Consider the following 21,790-nt stretch of genomic DNA (forward strand, 5'->3'; position numbering starts at 1 on the left):
CACCTGCTGGAACTCGCCACCCCTGGGGTATGGCCCGATTTGCTCGCCTTCGATTCTGAAATCCGCGGCTTTCCCGGGCACAAGCCTCCGAGGAGGCGCTGTGAATACTTCCCTGTACGCTACCGATTCCTTTCCTGGAATCGAACCTCCTCTTCGGCCTGTCCCCGGCGCCGCGCAGCCCGCAGCCCGCAGCCCGACACACTATACTGCGGCGGCGTGCTCGACCATCAGCTGCAGCGATTCGCGGCCGCGCCAGCGGTTGCGGTTGAGCTTGTAGGCGCAGTGCAGCCGGTCGCCGACCCCGAAGGCCGGTACCTCTCCCGGGGTCAGCGCCCGGAACCAGATCGCCCGGGTCGCCACCAGGCCGGCCGAGAGCTCCATCATCAGGTGATTCCCCTCGGCGCCTACCGGACGTAACGATTCCACCAGGAACTCGCCCTCGAACAGCGGCGGGTCGAACTCGCGGCCGTAGGGCCCAAGCGCCTCCAGCTCGTCGAGGGTGGCGAGGCTCATCTGAGCCGGTGCCAGTTCGCCGTCGGTGAAGATCCTGGGGAACAGCTCGGTGTCGCCGAGCTGCTCGCCGACCGCCTGCAGGAAGGCGGCACGGAAGGCCTCGAGCGCTTCTACCGGTACGCCGACGCCGGCGGCGCCGCGATGGCCGCCGAAGCGCGGCAGCGCCTCGGGGGCGAGCTCGAAGGCGCGCTGCAAGGCGTCACGCAGGTGCAGCGCCTCGATGGAGCGTCCCGAGCCGGTGAGCATGCCGGCCTGGGCGGCCGGGGTCAGCACCAGGGTCGGCCGGCCGAAGGCCTGCACCAGCCGTGAGGCGACGATGCCCTGCACGCCGGGATGGCCATCCTCGAGGAAGACCACCAGCGCCGGGGCGTTCTCAGCCAGCTGCGGCCGAGCCAGCGCCCTCGCCTGCTCGGCCATGTCCGCCTCGATCGCCTTGCGCGACTGGTTGTCCTGATCGAGCACCTCGAGATAGCGCTGCGCGACATGATCCTGCTCGGCGAGCATAAAATGCAGCGCGGCGTAGGGGTCGTCGAGCCGCGAGCGGGCGTTGATCCGCGGGCCCATCTGGAAGGCCAGGGTCTCGGCGTCGAAGGGCACGCTGTCGGCGCCCAGCCGCTCGGCCATGGTCCGCCAGCAGGCCGCCTCCATGCGATTGATCAGCGCCAGGCCCTGGGTGACCACGGCGCGGTTGGCCGCGCTGCCGCCGAGCGACACGCAATCGGCCACGGTGCCCAGCGCCACGTAGGAGAGCCAGGGCGAGAGCTTGGGCGTGGAGCCCGCCAGCACGCCCCACTCGATCAGCACCGAACGGGCCAGCGACATCACCAGCCAGGCGACCATGCAGCCGGCGATGGTCGGGTCCGGGTAATCGCAGTCGTCGCGGGTCGGGTTGACGGTGGCGAAGGCCGAGGCCGGCGGGCCTTCCACCGGCAGCGCGTGGTGGTCGCTGACGACCACATCGATGCCGGCGGCCTTGAGCCGGGCGATGCGCGGCTCATCGGAGCTGCCGCAGTCGGCGGTGATCACCAGACTCGGCCGCGGCGAGAGCTTCAGGGTGCGCTGCACCAGCGGCAGGCTGATGCCGTAGCCGTCATGGATGCGGTGGCCGATCAGGCTGTGCAGCCGGTCCTCGGGCACGCCGAACAGCTCGTTCAGGGTGCGGCGGATCACCACGTGGGAGGTGATGCCATCGACGTCGTAGTCGGTGAGGATGCCGATGTGCTCGCCCTCGACCACCGCCTGGGCGATGCGCTCGGCGGCCGGGCGCGCGTCCTTGAGTCGCTCGGGATGCGCCAGGTGGCGCAGGCTCGGCGACACCAGCGGGGCGAGCTCGCCGGTATGGCCGGGCAGGCGCCCGGCCAGCACGCGGGCCTGCAGCGGCGTCAGCCCTTCGGCCAGGGCGCGGGCCTCCAGGGCCTCGTCGCGGGGACGCGGCAGGATGCGGGGTTCAAGGCGTTCATGCAGGTCGTGGGGATCGGTCACGGCATCCAAGCCCGACTCCTTTGGATGGGGTAGCGAATTCAATCAGATGGGAGTCAACCGGGGCTGATCCGGGGACAGGCCTCCGGGGTGCCGGACCACCGAGGAGGCGCTGTGAACCCATCCTTGGGCGCTACCGACGCCATCCCTGGCGTAGGACCTCCTCTTCGGCCTGCCCCCGGCGCCCCTCGCCTGGTGGCGATTCAGGTCACCATTTCCCGGGCCTTACCGCCGATTCTCAGCCACGAAGCGCTGCACGGCGGCGAGCTCGGCCGGCAGCACGCTGTAGCGCTCCTCGCGCTCCAGCAGGTCGTCCATGTGCGGCGGCAGCGGCACGCCCGGGAAGCCGGCCTTGACCACCGCCTCGGCGAACTTGGCCGGATGGGCGGTGGCCAGGGTGACCATCGGCGCGCTCTCGTCGCCGCGCTCGCGCTCGGCGGCGCGATAGCCGGTGGCGGTGTGCGGGTCGAGGATCTCCTGGGTGCGGTGATGGGCCTCGCGGATCACCTCCAGGATGGTGGCGTCGTCGATGCTGTGGCTGGCGAACATCTCGCGCAGCCGCGCCAGCGGCGCCTCGGCCAGCGCCGAGGGCTCGTCCTGGAAGCGCTCGAGCAGCGCGGCTACGGCGTCGCCGTCGCGCTGGTAGGCCTCGAACAGCAGGCGCTCGAAGTTGGACGACACCACGATGTCCATGGACGGCGCCAGGGTCGCGACCAGCTCCTGCTTGGAGAAGTCGTTGTCGGCCAGGGTGCGGTGCAGGATGTCGTTGGCGTTGGTGGCGATCACGAAGCGCTCGACCGGCAGGCCCATGCGGTAGGCCATGTAGCCGGCGAAAACGTTGCCGAAGTTGGCCGAGGGCACGCAGAAGCTCACCTTGCGGTGCGGTGCGCCGAGTGCCACGGCGGAGGCCACGTAGTAGACGATCTGGGCCATGATGCGCGCCCAGTTGATCGAGTTCACCGCCACCAGCCGGGTGCCCTTCAGGAAGTCCTGGTTGGCGAAGCTGGCCTTGACCATCGCCTGGGCGTCGTCGAAGTTGCCCTCGATGGCGACGTTGAAGACGTTGTCGGCCAGCACGGTGGTCATCTGGCGACGCTGGACCTCGGACACCCGCTGGTGCGGATGCAGGATGAAGATGTCCAGGTTGTCACAGTGGCGGCAGCCCTCGATGGCGGCCGAGCCGGTGTCGCCGGAGGTGGCGCCCATGATCACCGCGCGTTCGCCGCGCTTCTTGAGGAAGTGGTCGAGCAGCCGGCCGAGCAGCTGCAGGGCCACGTCCTTGAACGCCAGCGTCGGGCCGTGGAACAGCTCGAGCAGGAAGTGGTTGGCGTCGAGCTGGTTGAGCGGCACCACGGCGTCGTGGCTGAAGGTCGCGTAGGCGTCGCGGACGATCTCGCGGAAGGTGTCGTCGTCGATCTCGCCGCCCACGTAGGGCTGCATCACCCGGAAGGCGATCTCGGCATAGGAACAGCCGGCCATGTCGGCCAGCTGCTCGTGGCTCAGCTGGGGAACGGCCTCGGGCACGTAGAGGCCCCCGTCGCTGGCCATGCCGGTGAGCACGACCTCCTCGAAGGAGAGCGCAGGCGCCTGCCCGCGGGTACTGATATAGCGCATCATTCCACTCCGTGGGACTCGGGCCACGGGCGACGAGCTACGGGCACTTCACTGCCCGCCGCCCGCTGCCCGAGGCCCGCGGCCGATGGTTATTGGTTCTCTTCCAGCGACTCGACGCGAATGCGAGTGACGGAACCGGCGATGTCGGCCATGGACTCGATCTTGCGGATCGCCTCGTTCATCTGCCGCTCGCGGGTGCGGTGGGTCAGCAGGATGATCGGCACCAGCTCGCCCTCGGTGGCCTCCTTCTGGATCAGCGCCTCGATGGAGATGCCCTCCTCGGAGAGGATGGTGGCGACCCGGGCCAGCACCCCGGGGCGGTCCACCGCCAGCAGGCGCAGGTAGTAGGCGGTGCTGATCTCCTCCATGGCCAGGATCGGCGGCTGGTCGGCGTTCTCGCCGATGCCGCTGAAGGCCAGGTAGGGCACCCGGTAGTGGTGATCGGTGGTGATGTCGCGGGCCACGTCGAGCACGTCGGCCACCACCGCCGAGGCGGTCGGCTCGGCGCCGGCGCCGGCGCCGTAGTAGAGGGTCGGGCCCACGGCGTCGCCCATCACGGCGATGGCGTTCTTGACGCCATGCACGTTGGCCAGCAGCCGCTCCTTGGGAATCAGCGTCGGGTGGACGCGCAGCTCCAGGCCGTCGTCGGTGCGCTTGGAGATGCCCAGGTGCTTGATGATGTAGCCCAGGTTGTCGGCCTGCTCGACGTCCTCGGCGGTGACCCGGGAGATGCCCTCGGTGTAGGCCTTCTCGAACTGCAGCGGCACGCCGTAGGCGATGGAGGCCAGGATGGTCAGCTTGTGGGCGGCATCGATGCCTTCCACGTCGAAGGTCGGGTCGGCCTCGGCATAGCCCAGCGCCTGGGCCTCGGCGAGCACGTCCTCGAAGGCACGGCCCTCGTCGCGCATGTGGGTGAGGATGAAGTTGCCGGTGCCGTTGATGATGCCGGCCAGCCACTCGATGCGGTTGGCCCCCAGGCCCTCGCGCAGCGACTTGATCACCGGGATGCCGCCGGCCACCGCGGCCTCGAAGGCCACGATCACGCCCTTCTCGTGGGCGGCCTGGAAGATCTCGTTGCCGTGCACCGCGATCAGCGCCTTGTTGGCGGTGACCACGTGCTTGCCGTTGTCGATGGCGGTCAGCACCAGCTCCCGGGCCACGTCGTAGCCGCCGATCAGTTCGACGACGACATCGATGTCGGGGTTGGCGGCGACCTCGAAGACGTCCTGGGTGGTCTTGATGCCGGTGACGTCACACTCGGGATTGGGCGTCCGGAAGGCCACCTGCTCGATGACGATGGGCCGCCCCGCCCGACGGGCGATCTCGTCGGCGTTGCGCGTCAGTACGTTGAAGGTCCCGCCGCCGACGGTGCCCAGGCCACAGATTCCCACTCTCACCGGTTTCAATGTCATTCCCCTCGTTACTGTGCTTGTGTCTCAGCGATATCGGCCTCGGGAAGGCACCGAACAAATGCCTGCGCGGGCACGTCGCCACGTTGCGCGGTGCTCGAAGCCGTCACCTATACCCATAGGCTCCGGCTTCTGTGCCCCGTGCGCCTGGCGCCTTACTCCGCTCACCGATTGATTCCGCGCTTCCCTAGCCCCGCGCTCGCCGGCGCGGCTATTGATCGTTCAGGCCCAGCATGGTCGCCAGGCGTTCCGCCGGCACGTAGCCGGGCACCAGGCGCCCATCGGGCAGCACGATGGCCGGCGTGCCCTGCACGCCGAGTTCCATGCCCAGATGATACTGTGCCTCGACCGGATTGTCGCAGGCCGCGTCGCCTTCGAGCGCCTCCTCGCGCTTGGCCGCCGACATGGCCTCGCTCGGGTTGTCCGCGCACCACACCCGCTCGAGCTCCCGAGCCCCCGGCGAGTTCATGCCGCCGCGGGGGAAGGCCAGGTAGTCCACCTCGATGCCCATCTCGTTGAGCCGCGGCACCTCCTCATGCAGCCGGCGACAGTAGGGGCAGGTGGTATCGGTGAACACCGTGACGCGAGCCCGGGGCTCGTCGATGCCGCGGAACACCACCCGCTCCTCGTCGGGAATCGCGGCCAGCCTGGCGGCCCGTTCGGCGTTCCGCGCCCGCTCGGTGAGGTTGACCAGCCCGCCCTGGGCATTCTCGAACAGATCGCCGACCAGGAAGTAGTCGCCCTGGCTATCGGTGTAGAAGCGCTCGCCGGTCTCCAGGCGCACCTCGTAGAACCCCGCCAGCGGCGTCGGCTCGATGCGCTTCACCGGCATCGGCTGGCCGTCGACCGCCAGGTGCTCGGTCAGCCGTTCGATGGCCGGGTCCTCGGCCAGGGCGGGCAGGGACAGGGCGGCGAAGGTGCCGGCGACCAGGGCGCGTGTGATTCGTCTCATGTTTCAGCCTCGGGGATGATGATCGGCGTGCAGGGCCTCGAGCCGGGCCTGCGCCACATGGGTATAGATCTGGGTGGTCGAGAGATCGCTGTGACCCAGCAACAGCTGTACGACACGCAGGTTGGCCCCATGATTCAACAGGTGGGTAGCGAAGGCGTGGCGCAGGGTGTGCGGCGACAGCGGTCGGTCGATGCCGGCGACCAGGGCATGGGCCTTGATGCGGTGCCAGAACGCCTGGCGGGTCAGGCAGGCGTCGGCCCGGCCGGGGAACAGCGCCGGTCGCGTCGGGTCGCGCATCAGCCCGGGGCGGCCGGTGCGCAGGTAGCGTTCGAGCCAGGCCACGGCCTCCTCGCCGAGCGGCACCAGACGCTCCTTGTCGCCCTTGCCGCGCACCCGCACCACGCCCTGTCGCAGGTTGACCGCATCGGTGGTCAGGCCGACCAGCTCGCTGACCCGCAGCCCGGCGGCATAGAGCACCTCGAGCATGGTGCGATCGCGCAGCCCGAGCTCGCTGTCGAGGTCGGGGGCGGCGAGCAGCCGTTCCACCTCGTCTTCCTCCAGGGTATCGGGCAGCGCGGGGCGAGCCGGCGGCAGGCGCACCTCGGCGAGCGGATCGTGGTCGAGGTGCCCCTCGGCCCGCGTCCAGCGGTAGAAGCCTCGCAGGCTCGACAGCAGCCGGGCATCGCTGCGCAGCCGGTAACCGGCCTCACGTCGTGCCTCCAGCCAGGCCGGCAGCGCCTCGCCGCCGGGGGCCAGCAGCGTGGCGCCACGCGCCTCGAGCCAGGCGCCCCAGGCGACGAGGTCGCGGCGATAGGCCGCCAGGGTGTTGTCGCTGGCGCCCTGCCCCAGCCACAGATCGTCGAGGCAGGCCTCGATCAGGGCCAGGGCATCGTCGCCGATCGTCATGGGCATTTCCTCGGACCTCCCTGCACGACGAGACCCCGCCCCGCGGCAGCGGTGACGGGGTCTCGATGTCACGCGGGCGAAGGCGCCGCGTCACCACTGGCCGGTGAGGCGTTGCCTCAGGCCAGCTTTTCCTTGATGCGGGCGGACTTGCCGCTGCGCTCGCGGAGGTAGTACAGCTTGGCCTGGCGCACGTCGCCGCGGCGCTTGACCTGGATGGAGTCGACCAGCGGGCTGTAGGTCTGGAAAGTCCGCTCGACGCCCACGCCGTGGGAGATCTTGCGCACGGTGAAGGCGGAGTTCAGGCCGCGGTTGCGCTTGCCGATGACCACGCCCTCGAAGGCCTGCAGGCGCTCGCGGCTGCCTTCCTTGACCTTGACCTGGACGGTCACGGTGTCGCCCGGGGCGAACTCCGGCACGTCCTTGCTCATCTGCTCGGCTTCGAGCGCCTGGATCACCTTGTTCTTGCTACTCATGACGATAACTCCTCGATAACATTCGTTGACTCGCCGATCCGGCAGTGGGTGGCCGGCGAATCGTGATCCCGGCGCTCGAACGCGTCGAGGCACGGGAGTCTGTTGGTGACACAGGTCCGCCGCCCGTCCGGGCGCGTCCTGCACCTCCGCTCCGACCTAGTCGCTGTCGGCCGGCGCGTACTCCTCGATGAACTCCTTCAGCAGGGCCTGCTGTTCGGCGCTCAGCGGCCTGCCCTCGAGCAGGTCGGGCCGCCGGAGCCAGGTCCGCCCCAGGGACTGCTTGAGCCGCCAGCGCCGGATAGCGCCATGATGGCCGCTGAGCAGGACCTCCGGCACATGCCGCCCGTCGATGACCTCGGGACGGGTGTAGTGCGGACAGTCCAGCAGTCCGTCGTTGAAGGAGTCCTCGACCGCGGAATCCTGGTGGCCCAATACCCCGGGCACCAGCCTTGCCGCGGCATCGATCAGCACCATGGCGGGCAGCTCGCCGCCGCTCAGCACATAGTCGCCGATCGACCATTCCTCATCGATGTCGGCTTCAACGACCCGTTCATCGATGCCTTCGTAGCGTCCGGCCACCACCACCAGGGGCGGGCCATCCGCCAGTGCCTGCGCGCCGCGCTGATCCAGCTGTCGCCCCTGGGGCGAGAGGTAGATCACCTTCGGGCGTTGCCCGGTGGCGTCCTCGGCCCGCTCGCGGGCGTCGTGGATGGCCGAGCGCAGGGTATCGACCTTCATCAGCATCCCCGGTCCGCCGCCATAGGGGCGATCGTCCACGGTGCGATGCCGATCGGTGGCGTAGTCCCGGGGATTCCAGAACTCCAGGGCGATACGGCCCTTGTCCACCGCTCTGCCCGTCACGCCTTGACGGGTCAGCGCCTCGAACATCTCGGGGAACAGCGTCACTACGCCGACCCACATGGAGGCGTCGCTACGACTCAAAACTCCGGATCCCAGTCGACGGTCATCACGCCGGCCTCGAGATCCACGTCCTGCACGACCTCGCCGGGCAGAAAGGGCAGCAGCCGCTCGCGATCGTCGATGGCCTCGTCGTCACGCCCCTTGACCACCAGCACGTCGTTGGCGCCGGTCTCGAAGAGGTAGTCGACGCGGCCCAGCGACACGCCGTCGCGGGTCACGACCCGCAGGCCTTCCAGCTGATACCAGTAGAAGTCGTCGTCGCCGTCGAGGTCGGGCAGCTCGGCCGTGGGCAGCAGCACTTCAGCGCCGGCCAGGGCCTCGGCCCGATTGCGGTCGTCGACGCCCTCCAGGCGGGCCACCAGGCCCTTGCCCTGCAGGCGACCCTGGGCGAGGCGAAAGCGTTCCAGGCGACCCTGATGGCGCAGCACCCACTCGTCGTACTCGAGGATGCCCTCCATCGGGCTGGTGTACGAATACACCTTCAGCCAGCCCTTGACACCGTAGGGGCTGGTCAACTTGCCCAGCACCACGTGCTCGTTGGCCGGGCCGGGCTCGGCGCCTGCGCTCATCGCGATCCTGCCTCAGGTAGTCGGAGCGTCAACCAGGCTCAGGCCTGCTTGCGGGCTTCCTTGACCAGCTCGGCGACGCGGCCGGAGAGCTGGGCGCCGTGGTCCTGCCAGTGCTGGATGCGCTCGAGATCGACGCGCAGGCGCTCTTCCTGGCCGCGGGCGACCGGGTTGAAGAAGCCGAGGCGCTCGATGAAGCGGCCGTCGCGCGATTTACGGGAATCGGTCACGGTGAGGTGGTAGAAGGGACGCTTCTTGGCGCCACCACGTGCCAGACGAATGGTAACCATGCGTTGACTGTCCTTCGGTTGAGTTACGGAGGTTGTCGGTCGGGAGCGAGGCCCTCGACAATCGGTTCGACCGCACGCCGGAGGGCGTGCCGCCGGGGTGTTCGGTCACGACGATGCCCGCGAAGAATCGCAGGCCTGCCAGTGAAGACGCCGCATTCTACGGAAATCTCCCCGGCTTGGAAACCTTTTTAGCTCGCGCGCGCCGCGGCTCAGCGCCACGGCATGCCCCCGCCGGGGCCGCCCATACCGCCGGGACCGCCCATGCCACCCGGCCCTCCCGGGCCGCCGCCGCCCATCATGCCGGACATGCCGCGCATCATCTTCTGCATGCCGCCCTTCTTGCCGGCCTTCTTCATCATCTTCTGCATCTGCTTGTGCTGCTTGAGCAGGCGATTGAGATCGGGCACCTGCAGGCCGGCACCGGCGGCGATGCGGCGCTTGCGAGAGCCGTTGATGATCTCCGGCTTGCGGCGTTCCTGGGGCGTCATGGAATTGATCAGCGCCTCGAGCTTGCCCATCTCCTTCTCGGGCCCCGGGCCCTGGGCCATCTCGGCCATCTGCCCCATGCCGGGCAGCTTGCCGAGCAGGCCGCCCATGCCCCCCATCTTCTTGAGCTGCTGGAGCTGGTCGCGGAAGTCCTCCAGATCGAAGCCGTCGCCCTTCTTGACCTTCTTGGCGAGCTTCTCGGCCTGGCCCTTGTCGACGGTGCGCTCGGCTTCCTCGATCAGCGACAGCACGTCGCCCATGCCGAGGATGCGCGAGGCCACGCGGTCCGGATGGAAGGGCTCCAGGGCGTCGACCTTCTCGCCCACGCCCATGAACTTGATCGGCTTGCCGGTGATATGCCGCACCGACAGCGCCGCGCCGCCGCGGGCGTCACCGTCGGTCTTGGTCAGCACCACGCCGGTCAGCGGCAGCGCCTCGTGGAACGCCTTGGCGGTATTGGCCGCGTCCTGGCCGGTCATGGCGTCGACCACGAACAGCGTCTCGTCGGGCGACACGGCGTTTTCGAGGGCCTGGATCTCGGCCATCATCGCCTCGTCGATGGCCAGCCGGCCGGCGGTGTCGACGAGCACCACATCGTGGAACTGGATCCTGGCGTGCTTGATCGCCGCCTCGGCGATGGCCACCGGCTGCTGATCGCTGCTCGACGGGAAGAAGTCGACATCGACCTCTTTCGCCAGCGTCTCGAGCTGGTCGATGGCCGCCGGGCGATAGACGTCGGCGGAAACCACCAGCACCTTCTTCTTCTCGCGTTCGCGCAGGTAGCGCGCCAGCTTGGCCACCGAGGTGGTCTTGCCGGCGCCCTGCAGGCCGGCCATCAGCACCACCGCGGGCTGGCTCTTGAGCGCCAGGCCCTCGTTGGCCTCGCCCATGATCGCCTCGAGCTCCTGCTGGACGATCTTGACGAACTGCTGGCCCGGGGAGAGGCTCTTCGACACCTCCTGTCCCACGGCGCGCTCGCGTACCCGGTCGACGAAGGCCTTGACCACCGGCAGGGCGACGTCGGCCTCCAGCAGCGCCCGACGCACCTCGCGCAGGGTATCCTTGACGTTGTCTTCGGTCAGGCGCGCCTGACCCTTGATCGATTTGAGCGTCTGGGACAGACGATCACTGAGATTCTGGAACATGGGCCTCTCCGCATACGCTGGCCTGGGGAAGCGCTACGTCGCCCCGCGTCTCGACGGCGACGGCTTCTCCCGCAATGGGCCAAAATTATACGCCTTGTGGCGACGAGTCTCCATGGCGCCGGCTCGCCCGGCTGGGCGGGGCTGGGAGGATTCGGTATAGTGGCGGCTCCATTTCATCCTGTCACCGGCAGGCAAAGGCGCACGGACAGCCATCGATGCACGCGCTCCCCCTAGCCCTCATGGCCTTCATCCTCTATCTCGCGGCCGCCTCCTGGCAGGCCCTGGCGCTGGCCCGACGCGTGCCGCCGCGAGACACCCTGGTGCGCAGCTTCGGCGCACTCGGCCTGCTCTGCCACCTGCCGCTGGCGGTGGGCCTGCTCGACGAAGGCGATTCCCTGCTGCCGGGCTTCACCACCAGCGTGGTGCTGGCCGGCGCCCTGGCGGTGCTGGTGCTGCTGCTGGTCAGCCTGTTAAAGCCGGTGCTCAACGTCGCCACCGGGCTGTTCCCGCTGGTCGGGGTAGTGCTGCTGCTGGCCATCGAGTGGCCGAGCCCCGAGAAGGCCTCGGGCATGACGCCGGGCATCGCCCTTCACGCCCTGAGCTCGGCGCTGGCCTTCGCCCTGCTGGCCATCGCCGCGGTCCAGGCGATCCTGCTCGGCGTTCAGAACCAGGCGCTGCGCCATCACCACATTCGCGGCGTCGTCCAGTCGCTGCCGCCGCTGACCACCATGGAACGGGTGCTGTTCGAACTGATCTGGGCCGGCATGCTGCTGCTGACCCTGGCGATCGCCAGCGGCTTCGCGTTCGTCGACAACATGTTCGCCCAGCACCTGGTGCACAAGACCGTGCTGTCGCTGGCGGCCTGGGTGATCTTCGCCGCCCTGCTGGCGGGCCACCACCGGCTGGGCTGGCGCGGCATGCGCGCGGTGCGCTGGACGCTCGGCGGCTACCTGGTGCTGTTGCTGGCATACTTCGGCAGCAAGTTCGTGCTCGAGGTCCTGCTGGCTCGTCCTTGACACCGCGGGGCGCCGTCCCTACAACTCAAGCCTGATACGCGATTGAGGATCCTTCGACTTGAGCGACGATTTCCCTCTGGGATTGCTGTTCGGCCTGCTGCTGCTACTCATCTGCCTCTCCGCCTTCTTCTCGAGTTCCGAGACCGGCATGATGTCGATCAACCGCTACCGCCTCAGCCACCGGGCCGGCGAGGGCGAGCGTCGGGCCCAGCGCGTGATGCGCCTGCTGGGGCGTCCCGACCGGCTGATCGGCGTGATCCTGATCGGCAACAACTTCGTCAACAACCTGGCGGCGTCGATCGCCACCATCATCGCCATTCATTTCTTCGGCGAGGTGACCGGTCCGGCAGTGGCCACCAGCCTGCTGACCATCGCCATCCTGATCTTCGCCGAGGTCACGCCCAAGACCTACGCCGCGGTGAAGCCGGAGCGCATCGCCTACCCCGCCTCGCGGGTGCTGGAGCCGCTGCTCAAGCTGCTCTACCCGCTGGTGTGGATGGTCAACGCCATCTCCAACGGCCTGCTGCGGCTGCTCGGGGTCAAGACCCTCGAGGCCGGCGGCGACAACCTGACTCGCGACGAGCTGCGCACCGTGGTCCACGAGGCCGGGCCGCTGATCCCGCGCCGCCACCAGGCCATGCTGGTCTCGATCCTCGACCTCGAGAACGTCACCGTGAACGACATCATGGTGCCCCGCCACGAAGTGGTGGGCATCGATCTCGACGACGACCTGGACGATATCCTGACGCAGATCCGCACCAGCCAGCACACCCGAGTGCCGGTCTACAAGGGCGACATCAACAACATCATCGGCATGCTGCACCTGCGCAATGCCGCCCGCTTCCTGTCCCGCGGCGAGGTGACCAAGGCGGCCATCGTCCAGGAGGCCCGCGAGCCGTACTTCATCCCCGAATCCACGCCGCTGCACACCCAGCTGCTCAACTTCCAGAAGCAGAAGCGGCGCATCGGCATCGTGGTGGACGAGTACGGCGACGTGGAGGGCCTGGTGACCCTGGAGGACATCCTCGAGGAGATCGTCGGCGAGTTCACCACCGACGTGGCCGGCCAGGACCAGGAGATCCACCCCCAGGAAGACGGCAGCCACGTGATCGACGGCACCGCCAACATCCGCGACATCAACAAGTCGCTGGGCTGGCAGCTGCCCACCGACGGCCCCAAGACCCTCAACGGCCTGATCCTCGAGCACCTGGAGTCCTTCCCCGACGGTCCGGCCTGCCTGCAGATCGGCCCGGTGCGCATGGAGATCCTCGAGGTGCGCGACAACCTGATCACCTCCGCGCGCTGCTGGCAGGCGGTGCGCCGACCGGTGGTGACACAGGCCTGATTCAGCGACCCCGGCCGGCCACCCAGCCGTCGGCCTCGGCCTTCAGGGCCCGCACCCGCGCCTCTACCCGGGGGCGCTCGGCCGTCTCGGCGGGCAGCGGCTCGCCGAAATACAGCGCCACCCGGGCGCGGCAGCGCCGCGGCCACTTGGTGAGCGCCCGGCCACCGCAGTGCGACGTCCAGGACCCCCACAGCCCGGCCAGCCCCGCCGGCACCACCGGCACCGGGTCGCGAGCCAGGATCAGCTCCAGTCCGCGGCGAAAGTGCTGGACCTCGCCGTCCGGGGTCAGGCGCCCCTCGGGAAACAGCATCACCACCTCGCCGGCGCGCAGCGCCTGGCTGACCTGTTCCAGCGCCCGTCGCAATCCACCGGGATCGCGACGCTCGGAATCCACCGGAATCGCCCCGACCAGCTTGAACAGCCAGTGCAGCCGGGGCGACTCGTAGATCGGCCGATCCATCAGGAAGCGCAGCGGGCGCGGGCTCGCGCCCCCTACCACCAGGGCATCGACGAAGCTGACATGGTTGCAGACCACCAGGGCGGGGCCGTGGGCGGGTATGTGACGGCGGCCGCGAAAGCGCAGCCGATAGAGCAGGTGGATAAGCAGGAACACCAGCCGCCGTACCGCCCGACGCGGCGAGCGGAGCCACCAGCCCAGGGCCGCCATCGCCAGCAGGATCGGCGCCCCCCACGCGAACAGGTCCATCAAGGGGCGTCGGACCTCGCCTTCAGCCCCGCCAGCAGGGTCGACAGCAGCTGGTCGAGCAACTCGCCTACCTCCAGCGGCTCGCTCTGCCAGTAGCCGAGGCGCTCGTTGAGCCCCAGCTGCACCAGCCCGTGCACGCTGCCCCAGAGGGTGCGCCCCAGGCGGCGTGCCTCGAGGTCGTCGAGCGCCGGCTGATATTCCCTGAGGGTGGTCTCGACGCGCAGGAACAACGCTTCGATCATGTCGCTCTGCCGCTGGTCCAGCTCGCCCTCCTGGGCCAGCGGATAATCGAACAGCAGTTGCCAGCGGAAGGGCTCGCGACGGGCGAACTCCCAATAGGCCCGGGCCAGCGCCTTGAGCCTCTCCTCGGGGGCCGAGGCCTCGAGCAAGGGGTCGATGGCGGTGCGCAACCGAGCCAGGGATTCGATGTTCACATGTTGCAGCAGGTTGCCGAAGCTGCCGTAGAGCTTGAGCAGCGTGCTCGGGGCACAGCCGATCTCCCGCGCCAGGGAGCGCAGCGACAGCGTGTGCACGGGCTGTTCCTGCAGCCAGGCATCGCAGGCGGCCATCACCTGGGCATGAAGGGCCTCGGGGGCGTGCTGTCTGGGACGGGCCATCGACTTCCTCGCGAGCCGGGGAGCGTCCGGCACCCCGATCGGCGGGCACCGGTGACGATCTCATATAAAAACACTGTTTCCGCTAGCATATCGTGCCTGCCATCCAACGCAAGCCCACCGCCGGCGGCGCTTTCCTCGCCGGGATCTCTTGGGTACCCTGACGCCCCCAGTCCGCGGAGGTTCCATGGCCGGCCGTCTCTACATCCCGCCCCTCGACCTCGAACGCCTGCTGCCGGGCCTGGGCGTCGACGCGACGCCGATCACCGGCGCCAACCTGGCCCCGCGGCGGCCGCTGTCGATGATTCGGCTCGAAGCCGGCCGCCTGCGGCTGTGCCACGCCTTCTGGGGCCTGACGCCACCCTGGCTGGACGTCCTCGATCGCGCGCCCCACTGCGCCCGGGCCGAGTCCCTCGCCTCGCGCCCCATGTTCCGCGAGGCCTTCGCCGCCCGCCGCTGCCTGGTACCGGCGGGCGGCGTCTACGTCTGGAAGGCCCAGCCCCGGGCCAAGCAGCCCTTCCTGGTGACCCGCGTCGACCGCGGCCCGCTGCTGCTCGCCGCCCTGTGGTGCCGATTCCACACCGGCCTCACGGACTTCCACGATTCCCTGGCGCTGATCACGGTGCCGACCAACGACCTGCTCTCGCCGCTCACCGACCGGCTGCCGGCGGCGATCCCCGTCGCCGACACCGACCGCTGGCTCGACCCGGCGACCGCCACGACGGACCTGGACGACCTGCTAACGCCCGCTCCAGGGGAACTGTTGGGCGCCTTTCCGGTATCAAGACGAGTGAACGATCCCAGCCACCAGGAGGCCGCTTGCGCCTACCCTACCGGCCCGATGCTGCGCCAGGCCGCCGCCAAGGAGTGATGATGACCCGATCCCACCCGCCTCGCCCGGCACTTCCCCTCGCCCTGGCCATGGTCCTGCTGCCCGCGATGATCGCCGCCCCGGCGATGGCCGATGACACACCGGCGGCCGCACCGCTGGCGAGCCCCACGGACAAGCGGGACTACCGCGCGCTGACCCTGGACAATGGCCTCAGCGTCCTGCTGGTCAGCGACGCCGAGGCGGACAAGGCCGCCGCCTCGCTCAACGTGGGCGTGGGCAGCGCCCAGGACCCGGACGACCTGGCCGGCCTGGCCCACTACCTCGAGCACATGCTGTTCCTGGGCACCGAGGCCTATCCCCAGGCCGACGCCTACCAGCGCTACCTGTCGCAGCATGGCGGGCAACACAACGCCTACACCGCCGCCCAGGACACCAACTACTTCTTCGCCGTGGAGCCCGACGCCCTGGACGGCGCCCTGGATCGCTTCAGCCATTTCTTCGTCGACCCGCTGTTCAACGCCGACCGGCTGGCCAGCGAACGCCAGGTGGTGCATTCCGAATACATGGCGCGACAGCGCGATGCCGGCCGGCGCCACGCCGCCGTTCTCGACCGACTGCTGAACCCCGAGCACCCGACCACCCGCTTCTCGGTGGGCAGCAACGCCACCCTGGGCGAGCGGCCGGAGGGCGAAACGCCCCTACGCCAGCGGGTGATCGACTTCTACGAGGGGCACTATGGCGCCCGCGTCATGCACCTCGCGATCGTTGCCCCCCAGCCCCTGGACGAGCTCGAGGCGCTGGTGCGCGACGACTTCGCCGCGGTGCCGGACCGCGACCTGTCGCGGCCGGCGATCACCGCCCCCCTGGCGACGCCGGATGAGCTGCCCGCCGCCGCCGAGCTACGCTCGCTGCGCGACGATCGCCAACTGACCTTCTACTTCCCGATCCCCGATCCCGAGACGGCCTACCGCCTGAAACCGGCCAGCTACCTGGCCAACCTGCTCGGCCACGAGGGTGAGGGCAGCCTGCTGCACGCCCTGCGCGAGGCCGGCTGGGCGGACGGCCTCTCCGCCGGCGCCACCCGCGGCGACGGCCACCAGGCGCTGTTCGCCGTCGACATCAGCCTGACGCCGGAGGGCGCACGGCACCGGGACCGCATCCAGGCCAGCCTGTTCGCCGCCATCGAGGCGATTCGCCGCCAGGGGCTCGAGGCCTGGCGCTACGACGAGCAGGCCCGCCTCGCCGAACAGCGATTCCGCTTCCAGGAGCGCAGCAACGCCCTGGGCGAGGCCATGCGACTGGCCACCAGCCTGTCCCGCTACCCGCTCGAGGACGTCAACTACGCCCCCTACCGCATGGACGGCTTCGACGCCGAGCGCATCGACGAATGGCTGTCGGCGCTGCAACCATCGCGCCTGCTGCGCCTCTACAGCGGCCCCGAGGTCGAAGGCGACGAGGAGACGCCCTGGTTCGACGTTGCCTGGTCGAAGGCCGACCCCGAGCTCGGCGACGCCATGCCCCTGGCCGGCCTGGCGCTGCCCGACCCGAACCCCTATATCGCCGAGGACCTCGCCCTGCTCGACGGTCAGGACGAGGCGCCGATCCAGCGCATCGACAGTCCCGCGTTCGACTTCTGGCAGATGCGCGACGCCAGCTTCGATACGCCGCGGGTCGAGTGGCGCTTCAGCCTGCAGCACCCCGGCGCCAGCCGGCAGGCTCGCGAGGCCGCCCTGTCGCGGCTGCTCGCCGGCTGGCTTCAGGACAGCCTCAACGAGGCACTGTATCCGGCCCGCCTGGCCGGCCACGGCTTCGAGGCCTACGCCCACGCCCGCGGCATCACCCTGTCGTTCTCCGGCTGGCGCGACGGCCAGCGGCCGTTGATCGAGCGGGTCCTCGAGCAGCTCCGCGAGGGGCCCATCGAGGCGGCCAGCGTCGAGCGCGTGCGCCAGCGGCTGCGTCAGGAGTGGCGCAACGCGCCCCAGGACGCCCTCTATCGACAGGCCGGACGCACCCTGGCCGAGACCCTGATCCGCCCGCAGTGGTCCCCCGAGGCACTGCTCGCCGCCAGCGAGACGCTGGACACCGCGGCGCTGCGCGAGTTCCGCGACGCCTTCCTGGCCGACCTGCACCTGGAGGCCATGGCGGTGGGCAACCAGGGCGCCGAGGCGGCGACGCGCCAGGCCCGGGCGGTGGCCGAGACGCTGGCGCCGCAGCTGCCCGCGTCGGCGATTCCCGAACTGACCCCGCTGCGCGCCGCCCAGGACCTGCCCGCCCTGACCCCCGACACCTCCCGCGACGAGTTCCTGGTCATGCGCTACCTGCAGGGGCCGGACCGCTCGCTGGACAGCCAGGCCCGGCTGGCGGTGCTCGGCCGACTGCTGGAGACGCCCTTCTATCAGCAGCTGCGCACCGAGCAGCAACTCGGCTATGTGGTCAACGCCGGCTACCGGCCGCTGCTCGACGCCCCAGGGCTCGGCCTGCTGGTGCAGTCGCCCAGCACCGACAGCGCCACCATCCAGGCCCGCATCGACGCCTTCCTGGCCGCCTTCGGAGAGCGCCTGGCGACGCTGGACGGCGACGCCCTGGCGCCCTATCGCCAGGCGGTCCACGACGACCTGCTGACCCGCGACCCCAACCTTTCGGCCCGCACCAACCGACTGTGGCAGGCGTTGGCCATCAACGACGGCGACTTCGCCCGCCGCGAGCGCCTCGCCGAACGCGTCCTCTCGGTGACGCCCGAGGCGCTCCGCGAACTGTGGCCGGGCCTGGTCGACGGCGCCGTGGTACAGATCACCCATGACCCCGGCGATGTCGCCAGTGATGTCATGGCCCTCAGGGGCGACCTGCCGCCCCTGCCCGGCGGCGAGGACTAGCCGCCCACCGCCCGACACGACGAGGCCCGGCCGATCGGCCGGGCCTCGTCGTTGGTGAGAGGGGGAAAGGCGGCGAGGTGGCTGGAAGGGTCAGCCGAAGGCCTGGGCCGGCATCATGGCCTCCACGTGCATCACCAGCTCCTCGAGGATCTGCCGCTCGCGGTCGCCGAGCGAGCCCTGGTTGAGGCGCTCGATCTCCCGGGCGAAGTCCTTCAGGGCGAAGCCGGCCACGGCGGTGTCGTTCATGCGCTCCCAGCGGAAGGCTTCCCAGCGGGCCTGTTCTTCCCCCGTCAGGGTGTCCGGATAGCTGCGCGCCCGGTAGCGAAACAGCATCTCCTCGAGCCGCGGGTCCTGGAAGGCGAAACTCGCCCCCACCAGGTCCCAGGGATCGGTGGCCCGGACCCTCTCCATCTGCTGGCGATCCGAGGGCGAGAAGAAGCCCCCAACGTAGAGCATCAGGTCCGGGTCGTGGGGCGGCTCCGGCGGCGGGGCGGCGAACACCTCGCTGACCCGGGCGGCCACCTCGGGATGGTCGGCCAGCAGCTTCCAGTGGCGACGGCAGGTGGGCATGTCCAGCGCCAGACGCTCGACGATGTCGCCGTACTCCCCCTGACGCGGCCCGGCGACGTCCTTGAGGGCATTCGGCGGCAGCACCACCGGGCACTTGTTGATGTGGATGACCTTGAGCGGGATGCGCGACTCGCCCTCCGCCAGGTCGTCGTTGCTGACGAAGACCCGCTCGCGGATCTGCTCCGGCGACAGCGTCAACAGCGGCTCGGGATCCACCGCCAGGTCGTAGACGATCACCCCGTTGGGGTTGGTGGGGTGCTCCGCCAGCGGCATGACCAGGGCACTGCAACCGCGGCTGGCCGGATAGCGCCGCGAGATGTGCAGCAGCGGCTTGCGCCCCGGCACGTCCAGCTGACGCGCCACCCGACGCTTGCCGCGCTGGGCCAGCAGGTAGTCGAAGAGCTTGGCGTTGCAGCGACGCAGCAGCCGGGCCAGGGCGATGGTCGCCCGCACGTCGGCCAGGGCATCGTGGGCACCGGCGTGCTCGATGCCGTTGGCGGCGGTCAGGTCCTCGAGCCTGAAGCTCGGCGAGCCGTCCTCCCGGGCCGGCCACTCGATGCCCTCGGGACGCAGGGCATGAAACGCCCGTACCACGTCGATCAGGTCCCAGCGGGAGTTGCCGTTCTGCCATTCCCGGGCGTAGGGGTCGAGCAGGTTGCGGTAGAAGAGGTGGCGGCCGACCTCGTCATCGAAACGCAGGCTGTTGTAGCCCAGCGCACAGGTGCCGGGCTGGGCCATGGCCTCCATCACCCTGCCGGCGAACTCCGCCTCGGGCAGGCCACGGCGCCGCGCCTGCTGCGGCGTGATGCCGGTGATCAGGCAGGCCTGGGGATGGGGCAGGTAGTCGTCGGCGGGCTTGCAGAACAGCTCGATGGGCTCGCCGATCTCGTTGAACTCGGCGTCGGTACGAATGGCCGCGAACTGGGAGGGCCGATCGCGGCGCGGATCGGCACCGAAGGTCTCGTAGTCGTGCCAGAGGAAGGTCAGGGGGGCGGCTTGCGACTGCGCCATGAACGAGCTCTCCGAGCAGGCATTGGAAAACGGGCCCCAAGCCTAGCACAGGGCGGGCGGCGGCTCAGCCGCCGCTCAGCTCTTGGGCAGGGTGACGTTGAGCTCCAGCACCGAGCAGTTGTCCTCGCTGTCGAGGGTGATGTTGACGGCCTCGTCATCGACCTGCACGTAACGCCGGATCACCTCCAGCAGCTCCTTCTCGAGCATCGGCATGTAGTCCGGCTGGCCGCGCTGGCTGCGCTGGTGCGCCACGATGATCTGCAACCGCTCCTTGGCGACGGAGGCAGACTTCTTGCGCTCGCGCTTCAGGAAATCGAGTAGCTTCACCGACGACCTCCTCCGAACATGCGGCTCAACAGGCTCTTCTTCTGGTACTCGTGGAAACGCAGGTCGACCTCCTCGCCCAGCAGGCGGGCCACGGTATCGGCGTAGGCCTGGCCGGCATCGCTGGCTTCGTCGTGGGTCACCGGAATGCCCTGGTTGGAGGCACGCAGCACCGCCTCGGACTCGGGAATCAGCCCGAGCAGCTTGATGGCCAGGATCTCCTGGATGTCCTCGAGATTGAGCATGTCGCCGCTATCCACCCGATTGGGGTTGTAGCGGGTGATCAGCAGGTGTTCCTTGACCGGGTCGTCGCCGCGCTCGGCGCGCCGGGTCTTGGAGGCCAGCAACCCGAGGATACGATCGGAGTCCCGCACCGAGGAGACCTCGGGATTGGTGACCACGATCGCCTCGTCGGCGAAGTACATGGCTAGCTGGGCGCCGCGCTCGATGCCCGCCGGCGAGTCGCAGACGATGAAGTCGAAGTCCTTGTTCAGGGTATTGAGCACGGTCTCGACGCCTTCCAGCGTCAGGGCGTCCTTGTCGCGGGTCTGGGAGGCCGGCAGGATATGCAGGTTGTCGACCCGCTTGTCGCGGATCAGCGCCTGGTTGAGCCCCGCCTCGCCCTGGATGACGTTGACCAGATCGTATACCACGCGCCGCTCGCAGCCCATGATCAGGTCGAGGTTGCGCAGGCCCACGTCGAAGTCGAGGACCGCGGTCTTTTGACCGCGCAGCGCCAGCCCCGTGGCGATGGCGGCAGCACTGGTTGTCTTCCCGACCCCACCCTTGCCGGAGGTCACAACGATGATCTTGGCCAAGTGTCACATCCTGTCTGTCGTGTAGTGGAAAAGGCGACCCGCCCGGGACCCGTCGCCCCGTCGTCGCCCACCTTCAGGCCAGCGAGGTGATGCCCAGCTGGTCATCGTCCAGGCGCACCTGGACGGGGGTTCCCAGCAGCCGGGGGTCGATGTCCTCCAGCCGCTTGTAGTTGCCGGCCACCGACAGCAGCTCGGCGCGCAGCTCGCGGCAGAAGATGCCGGCCCCGGGATTGCCGTGGATGCCGGCCAGGGCGCGGCCGCGCAGGGCGCCATAGACATGGATGCTGCCGCCCGCCAGCACCTCGGCACCGGCGTTGACCGCCCCGACCACCACCAGGTCGCCGTCCGGCGCGGTGATCTGCTGGCCGGAACGCACCGTACCGCGGAAGATCCGGCCTCCCGTCCCCGGCAGCGGCGACTCCTGTTCGACCGCCGCCGACTCCTGCGTCGCCTCGTCCTCGGGGCCGGCCACGCTCTCCAGGGCACGCGGCCGCGCCGCCTCCTGGGGCGGAAACCAGCCGAGCCCCAGGGCCCAGGCCGACTGCTTGACGGGATCCGGCCCGCCTCGCACCGCCACGGGCAACAGCTTGTGGGCCCGGCACACCGCGCAGATCCGCTCGAGGGCCAGGTGCGGCTCGTCGAGGCGCTCGACGTTGAGCACCACCGGAGTGTGCTGAAAGAAGGCGGGAGACTGGCTGAGCTTGCCGGCGAGCTGCTCGCGAATGTGTTCGGGGTCGGCGCTGGCCAGCTCCATGACCGTCATCGGCAGCATGCCGCCCTTGAAGGTGAATGCCATCCCATCCCTGTCCAGTTTGAGACTCATTGCCGAACTCCACGTCGGGTGATGGTCGAGGGCCTGAACCCAAGCTAAGCGAGTGCCCACGATCCCGCAACCGATCATATGTCACGCCGGGGCGCCTTGTCAGT

General features: G+C 69.4%; 20 protein-coding genes. 4 read left to right on the plus strand and 16 right to left on the minus strand.

The annotated features are described in order from the left end of the window. Window positions 1-201 precede the first annotated feature (201 nt). The 10 genes from ACXAFN_RS09250 to ffh all read right to left on the minus strand — a co-directional run bounded on the left by ACXAFN_RS09250 (window position 202) and on the right by ffh (window position 10,754). The gene (locus ACXAFN_RS09250) at window positions 202-2,004 is read right to left on the minus strand and encodes a single-stranded-DNA-specific exonuclease RecJ (RefSeq protein ID WP_474988164.1); all 1,803 of its coding nucleotides are present in this window, start codon (window positions 2,002-2,004) and stop codon (window positions 202-204) included. 213 nt (window positions 2,005-2,217) lie between these two features. After that, the gene (thrC, locus tag ACXAFN_RS09255) at window positions 2,218-3,606 is read right to left on the minus strand and encodes a threonine synthase (RefSeq protein ID WP_474988165.1); all 1,389 of its coding nucleotides are present in this window, start codon (window positions 3,604-3,606) and stop codon (window positions 2,218-2,220) included. An 89-nt stretch (window positions 3,607-3,695) separates the two neighbouring features. Further along, complete coding sequence (locus ACXAFN_RS09260; protein ID WP_474989094.1) at window positions 3,696-5,012, minus strand: homoserine dehydrogenase; 1,317 nt, start codon at window positions 5,010-5,012, stop codon at window positions 3,696-3,698. A 214-nt stretch (window positions 5,013-5,226) separates the two neighbouring features. Continuing rightward, a complete protein-coding gene (locus tag ACXAFN_RS09265; RefSeq protein WP_474988166.1) occupies window positions 5,227-5,967 on the minus strand; it encodes a DsbC family protein in 741 nt (246 codons plus the stop codon). 3 nt (window positions 5,968-5,970) lie between these two features. Then, window positions 5,971-6,873, minus strand: coding sequence for a site-specific tyrosine recombinase XerD (gene xerD / locus ACXAFN_RS09270; RefSeq protein WP_474988168.1), 903 nt, complete (start codon window positions 6,871-6,873; stop codon window positions 5,971-5,973). Between the two features lie 116 nt (window positions 6,874-6,989). Further along, window positions 6,990-7,346 (minus strand): 50S ribosomal protein L19, encoded by a 357-nt coding sequence (gene rplS, locus ACXAFN_RS09275; protein WP_474988170.1) that lies wholly within the window; start codon window positions 7,344-7,346, stop codon window positions 6,990-6,992. A gap of 156 nt (window positions 7,347-7,502) precedes the next feature. Then, window positions 7,503-8,267, minus strand: coding sequence for a tRNA (guanosine(37)-N1)-methyltransferase TrmD (trmD, locus tag ACXAFN_RS09280; RefSeq protein ID WP_474989095.1), 765 nt, complete (start codon window positions 8,265-8,267; stop codon window positions 7,503-7,505). A 17-nt stretch (window positions 8,268-8,284) separates the two neighbouring features. Beyond that, window positions 8,285-8,836 carry a ribosome maturation factor RimM gene (rimM, locus tag ACXAFN_RS09285; RefSeq protein ID WP_474988171.1) on the minus strand — a complete coding sequence of 184 codons (552 nt, stop codon included), beginning with the start codon at window positions 8,834-8,836 and terminating at the stop codon, window positions 8,285-8,287. A gap of 38 nt (window positions 8,837-8,874) precedes the next feature. Then, window positions 8,875-9,123: a 30S ribosomal protein S16 gene (gene rpsP, locus ACXAFN_RS09290; protein WP_474988172.1), complete on the minus strand. Its 249-nt coding sequence runs from the start codon at window positions 9,121-9,123 to the stop codon at window positions 8,875-8,877. A 209-nt stretch (window positions 9,124-9,332) separates the two neighbouring features. After that, window positions 9,333-10,754 (minus strand): signal recognition particle protein, encoded by a 1,422-nt coding sequence (gene ffh, locus ACXAFN_RS09295; RefSeq protein WP_474988174.1) that lies wholly within the window; start codon window positions 10,752-10,754, stop codon window positions 9,333-9,335. 215 nt (window positions 10,755-10,969) lie between these two features. On the opposite strand from ffh, the gene ACXAFN_RS09300 reads away from it, so the two are divergent. Together ACXAFN_RS09300 and ACXAFN_RS09305 are read left to right on the plus strand one after the other, a co-directional pair. Beyond that, window positions 10,970-11,770, plus strand: coding sequence for a cytochrome C assembly family protein (locus ACXAFN_RS09300; RefSeq protein ID WP_474988175.1), 801 nt, complete (start codon window positions 10,970-10,972; stop codon window positions 11,768-11,770). A 58-nt stretch (window positions 11,771-11,828) separates the two neighbouring features. After that, window positions 11,829-13,115 (plus strand): HlyC/CorC family transporter, encoded by a 1,287-nt coding sequence (locus tag ACXAFN_RS09305; protein WP_474988177.1) that lies wholly within the window; start codon window positions 11,829-11,831, stop codon window positions 13,113-13,115. Between the two features lies 1 nt (window position 13,116). Here ACXAFN_RS09305 and ACXAFN_RS09310 read toward each other — a convergent pair whose 3' ends face one another. Beyond that, the gene (locus tag ACXAFN_RS09310; protein WP_474988179.1) at window positions 13,117-13,821 is read right to left on the minus strand and encodes a 1-acyl-sn-glycerol-3-phosphate acyltransferase; all 705 of its coding nucleotides are present in this window, start codon (window positions 13,819-13,821) and stop codon (window positions 13,117-13,119) included. Continuing rightward, a complete protein-coding gene (locus tag ACXAFN_RS09315; RefSeq protein WP_474988180.1) occupies window positions 13,821-14,438 on the minus strand; it encodes a TetR/AcrR family transcriptional regulator in 618 nt (205 codons plus the stop codon). Before ACXAFN_RS09315 ends, ACXAFN_RS09310 begins: the two co-directional genes overlap by 1 nt. A gap of 184 nt (window positions 14,439-14,622) precedes the next feature. On the opposite strand from ACXAFN_RS09315, the gene ACXAFN_RS09320 reads away from it, so the two are divergent. Continuing rightward, window positions 14,623-15,306, plus strand: a complete 684-nt coding sequence (locus ACXAFN_RS09320) for an SOS response-associated peptidase (protein ID WP_474988182.1) — start codon at window positions 14,623-14,625, stop codon at window positions 15,304-15,306. 2 nt (window positions 15,307-15,308) lie between these two features. Continuing rightward, on the plus strand, window positions 15,309-18,140 hold the full coding sequence (locus ACXAFN_RS09325; RefSeq protein ID WP_474988183.1) for an insulinase family protein: 2,832 nt from the start codon (window positions 15,309-15,311) through the stop codon (window positions 18,138-18,140). A gap of 90 nt (window positions 18,141-18,230) precedes the next feature. Here the strand turns inward: ACXAFN_RS09325 and sbcB are convergent, their stop codons facing one another. From sbcB to minC, 4 genes are all read right to left on the minus strand, one after another. Beyond that, window positions 18,231-19,721: an exodeoxyribonuclease I gene (sbcB, locus tag ACXAFN_RS09330; RefSeq protein ID WP_474988185.1), complete on the minus strand. Its 1,491-nt coding sequence runs from the start codon at window positions 19,719-19,721 to the stop codon at window positions 18,231-18,233. A 75-nt stretch (window positions 19,722-19,796) separates the two neighbouring features. Next, complete coding sequence (gene minE / locus ACXAFN_RS09335) at window positions 19,797-20,048, minus strand: cell division topological specificity factor MinE (protein ID WP_183389100.1); 252 nt, start codon at window positions 20,046-20,048, stop codon at window positions 19,797-19,799. Further along, window positions 20,045-20,863 (minus strand): septum site-determining protein MinD, encoded by an 819-nt coding sequence (gene minD / locus ACXAFN_RS09340; RefSeq protein WP_474988187.1) that lies wholly within the window; start codon window positions 20,861-20,863, stop codon window positions 20,045-20,047. The genes minE and minD overlap by 4 nt, the downstream gene beginning before the upstream one ends. 73 nt (window positions 20,864-20,936) lie before the next feature. Then, window positions 20,937-21,686 (minus strand): septum site-determining protein MinC, encoded by a 750-nt coding sequence (gene minC, locus ACXAFN_RS09345; protein ID WP_474988189.1) that lies wholly within the window; start codon window positions 21,684-21,686, stop codon window positions 20,937-20,939. Between the last annotated feature and the right edge of the window lie 104 nt (window positions 21,687-21,790).

The organism is Halomonas sp. ABH4_019 (assembly GCF_056159885.1).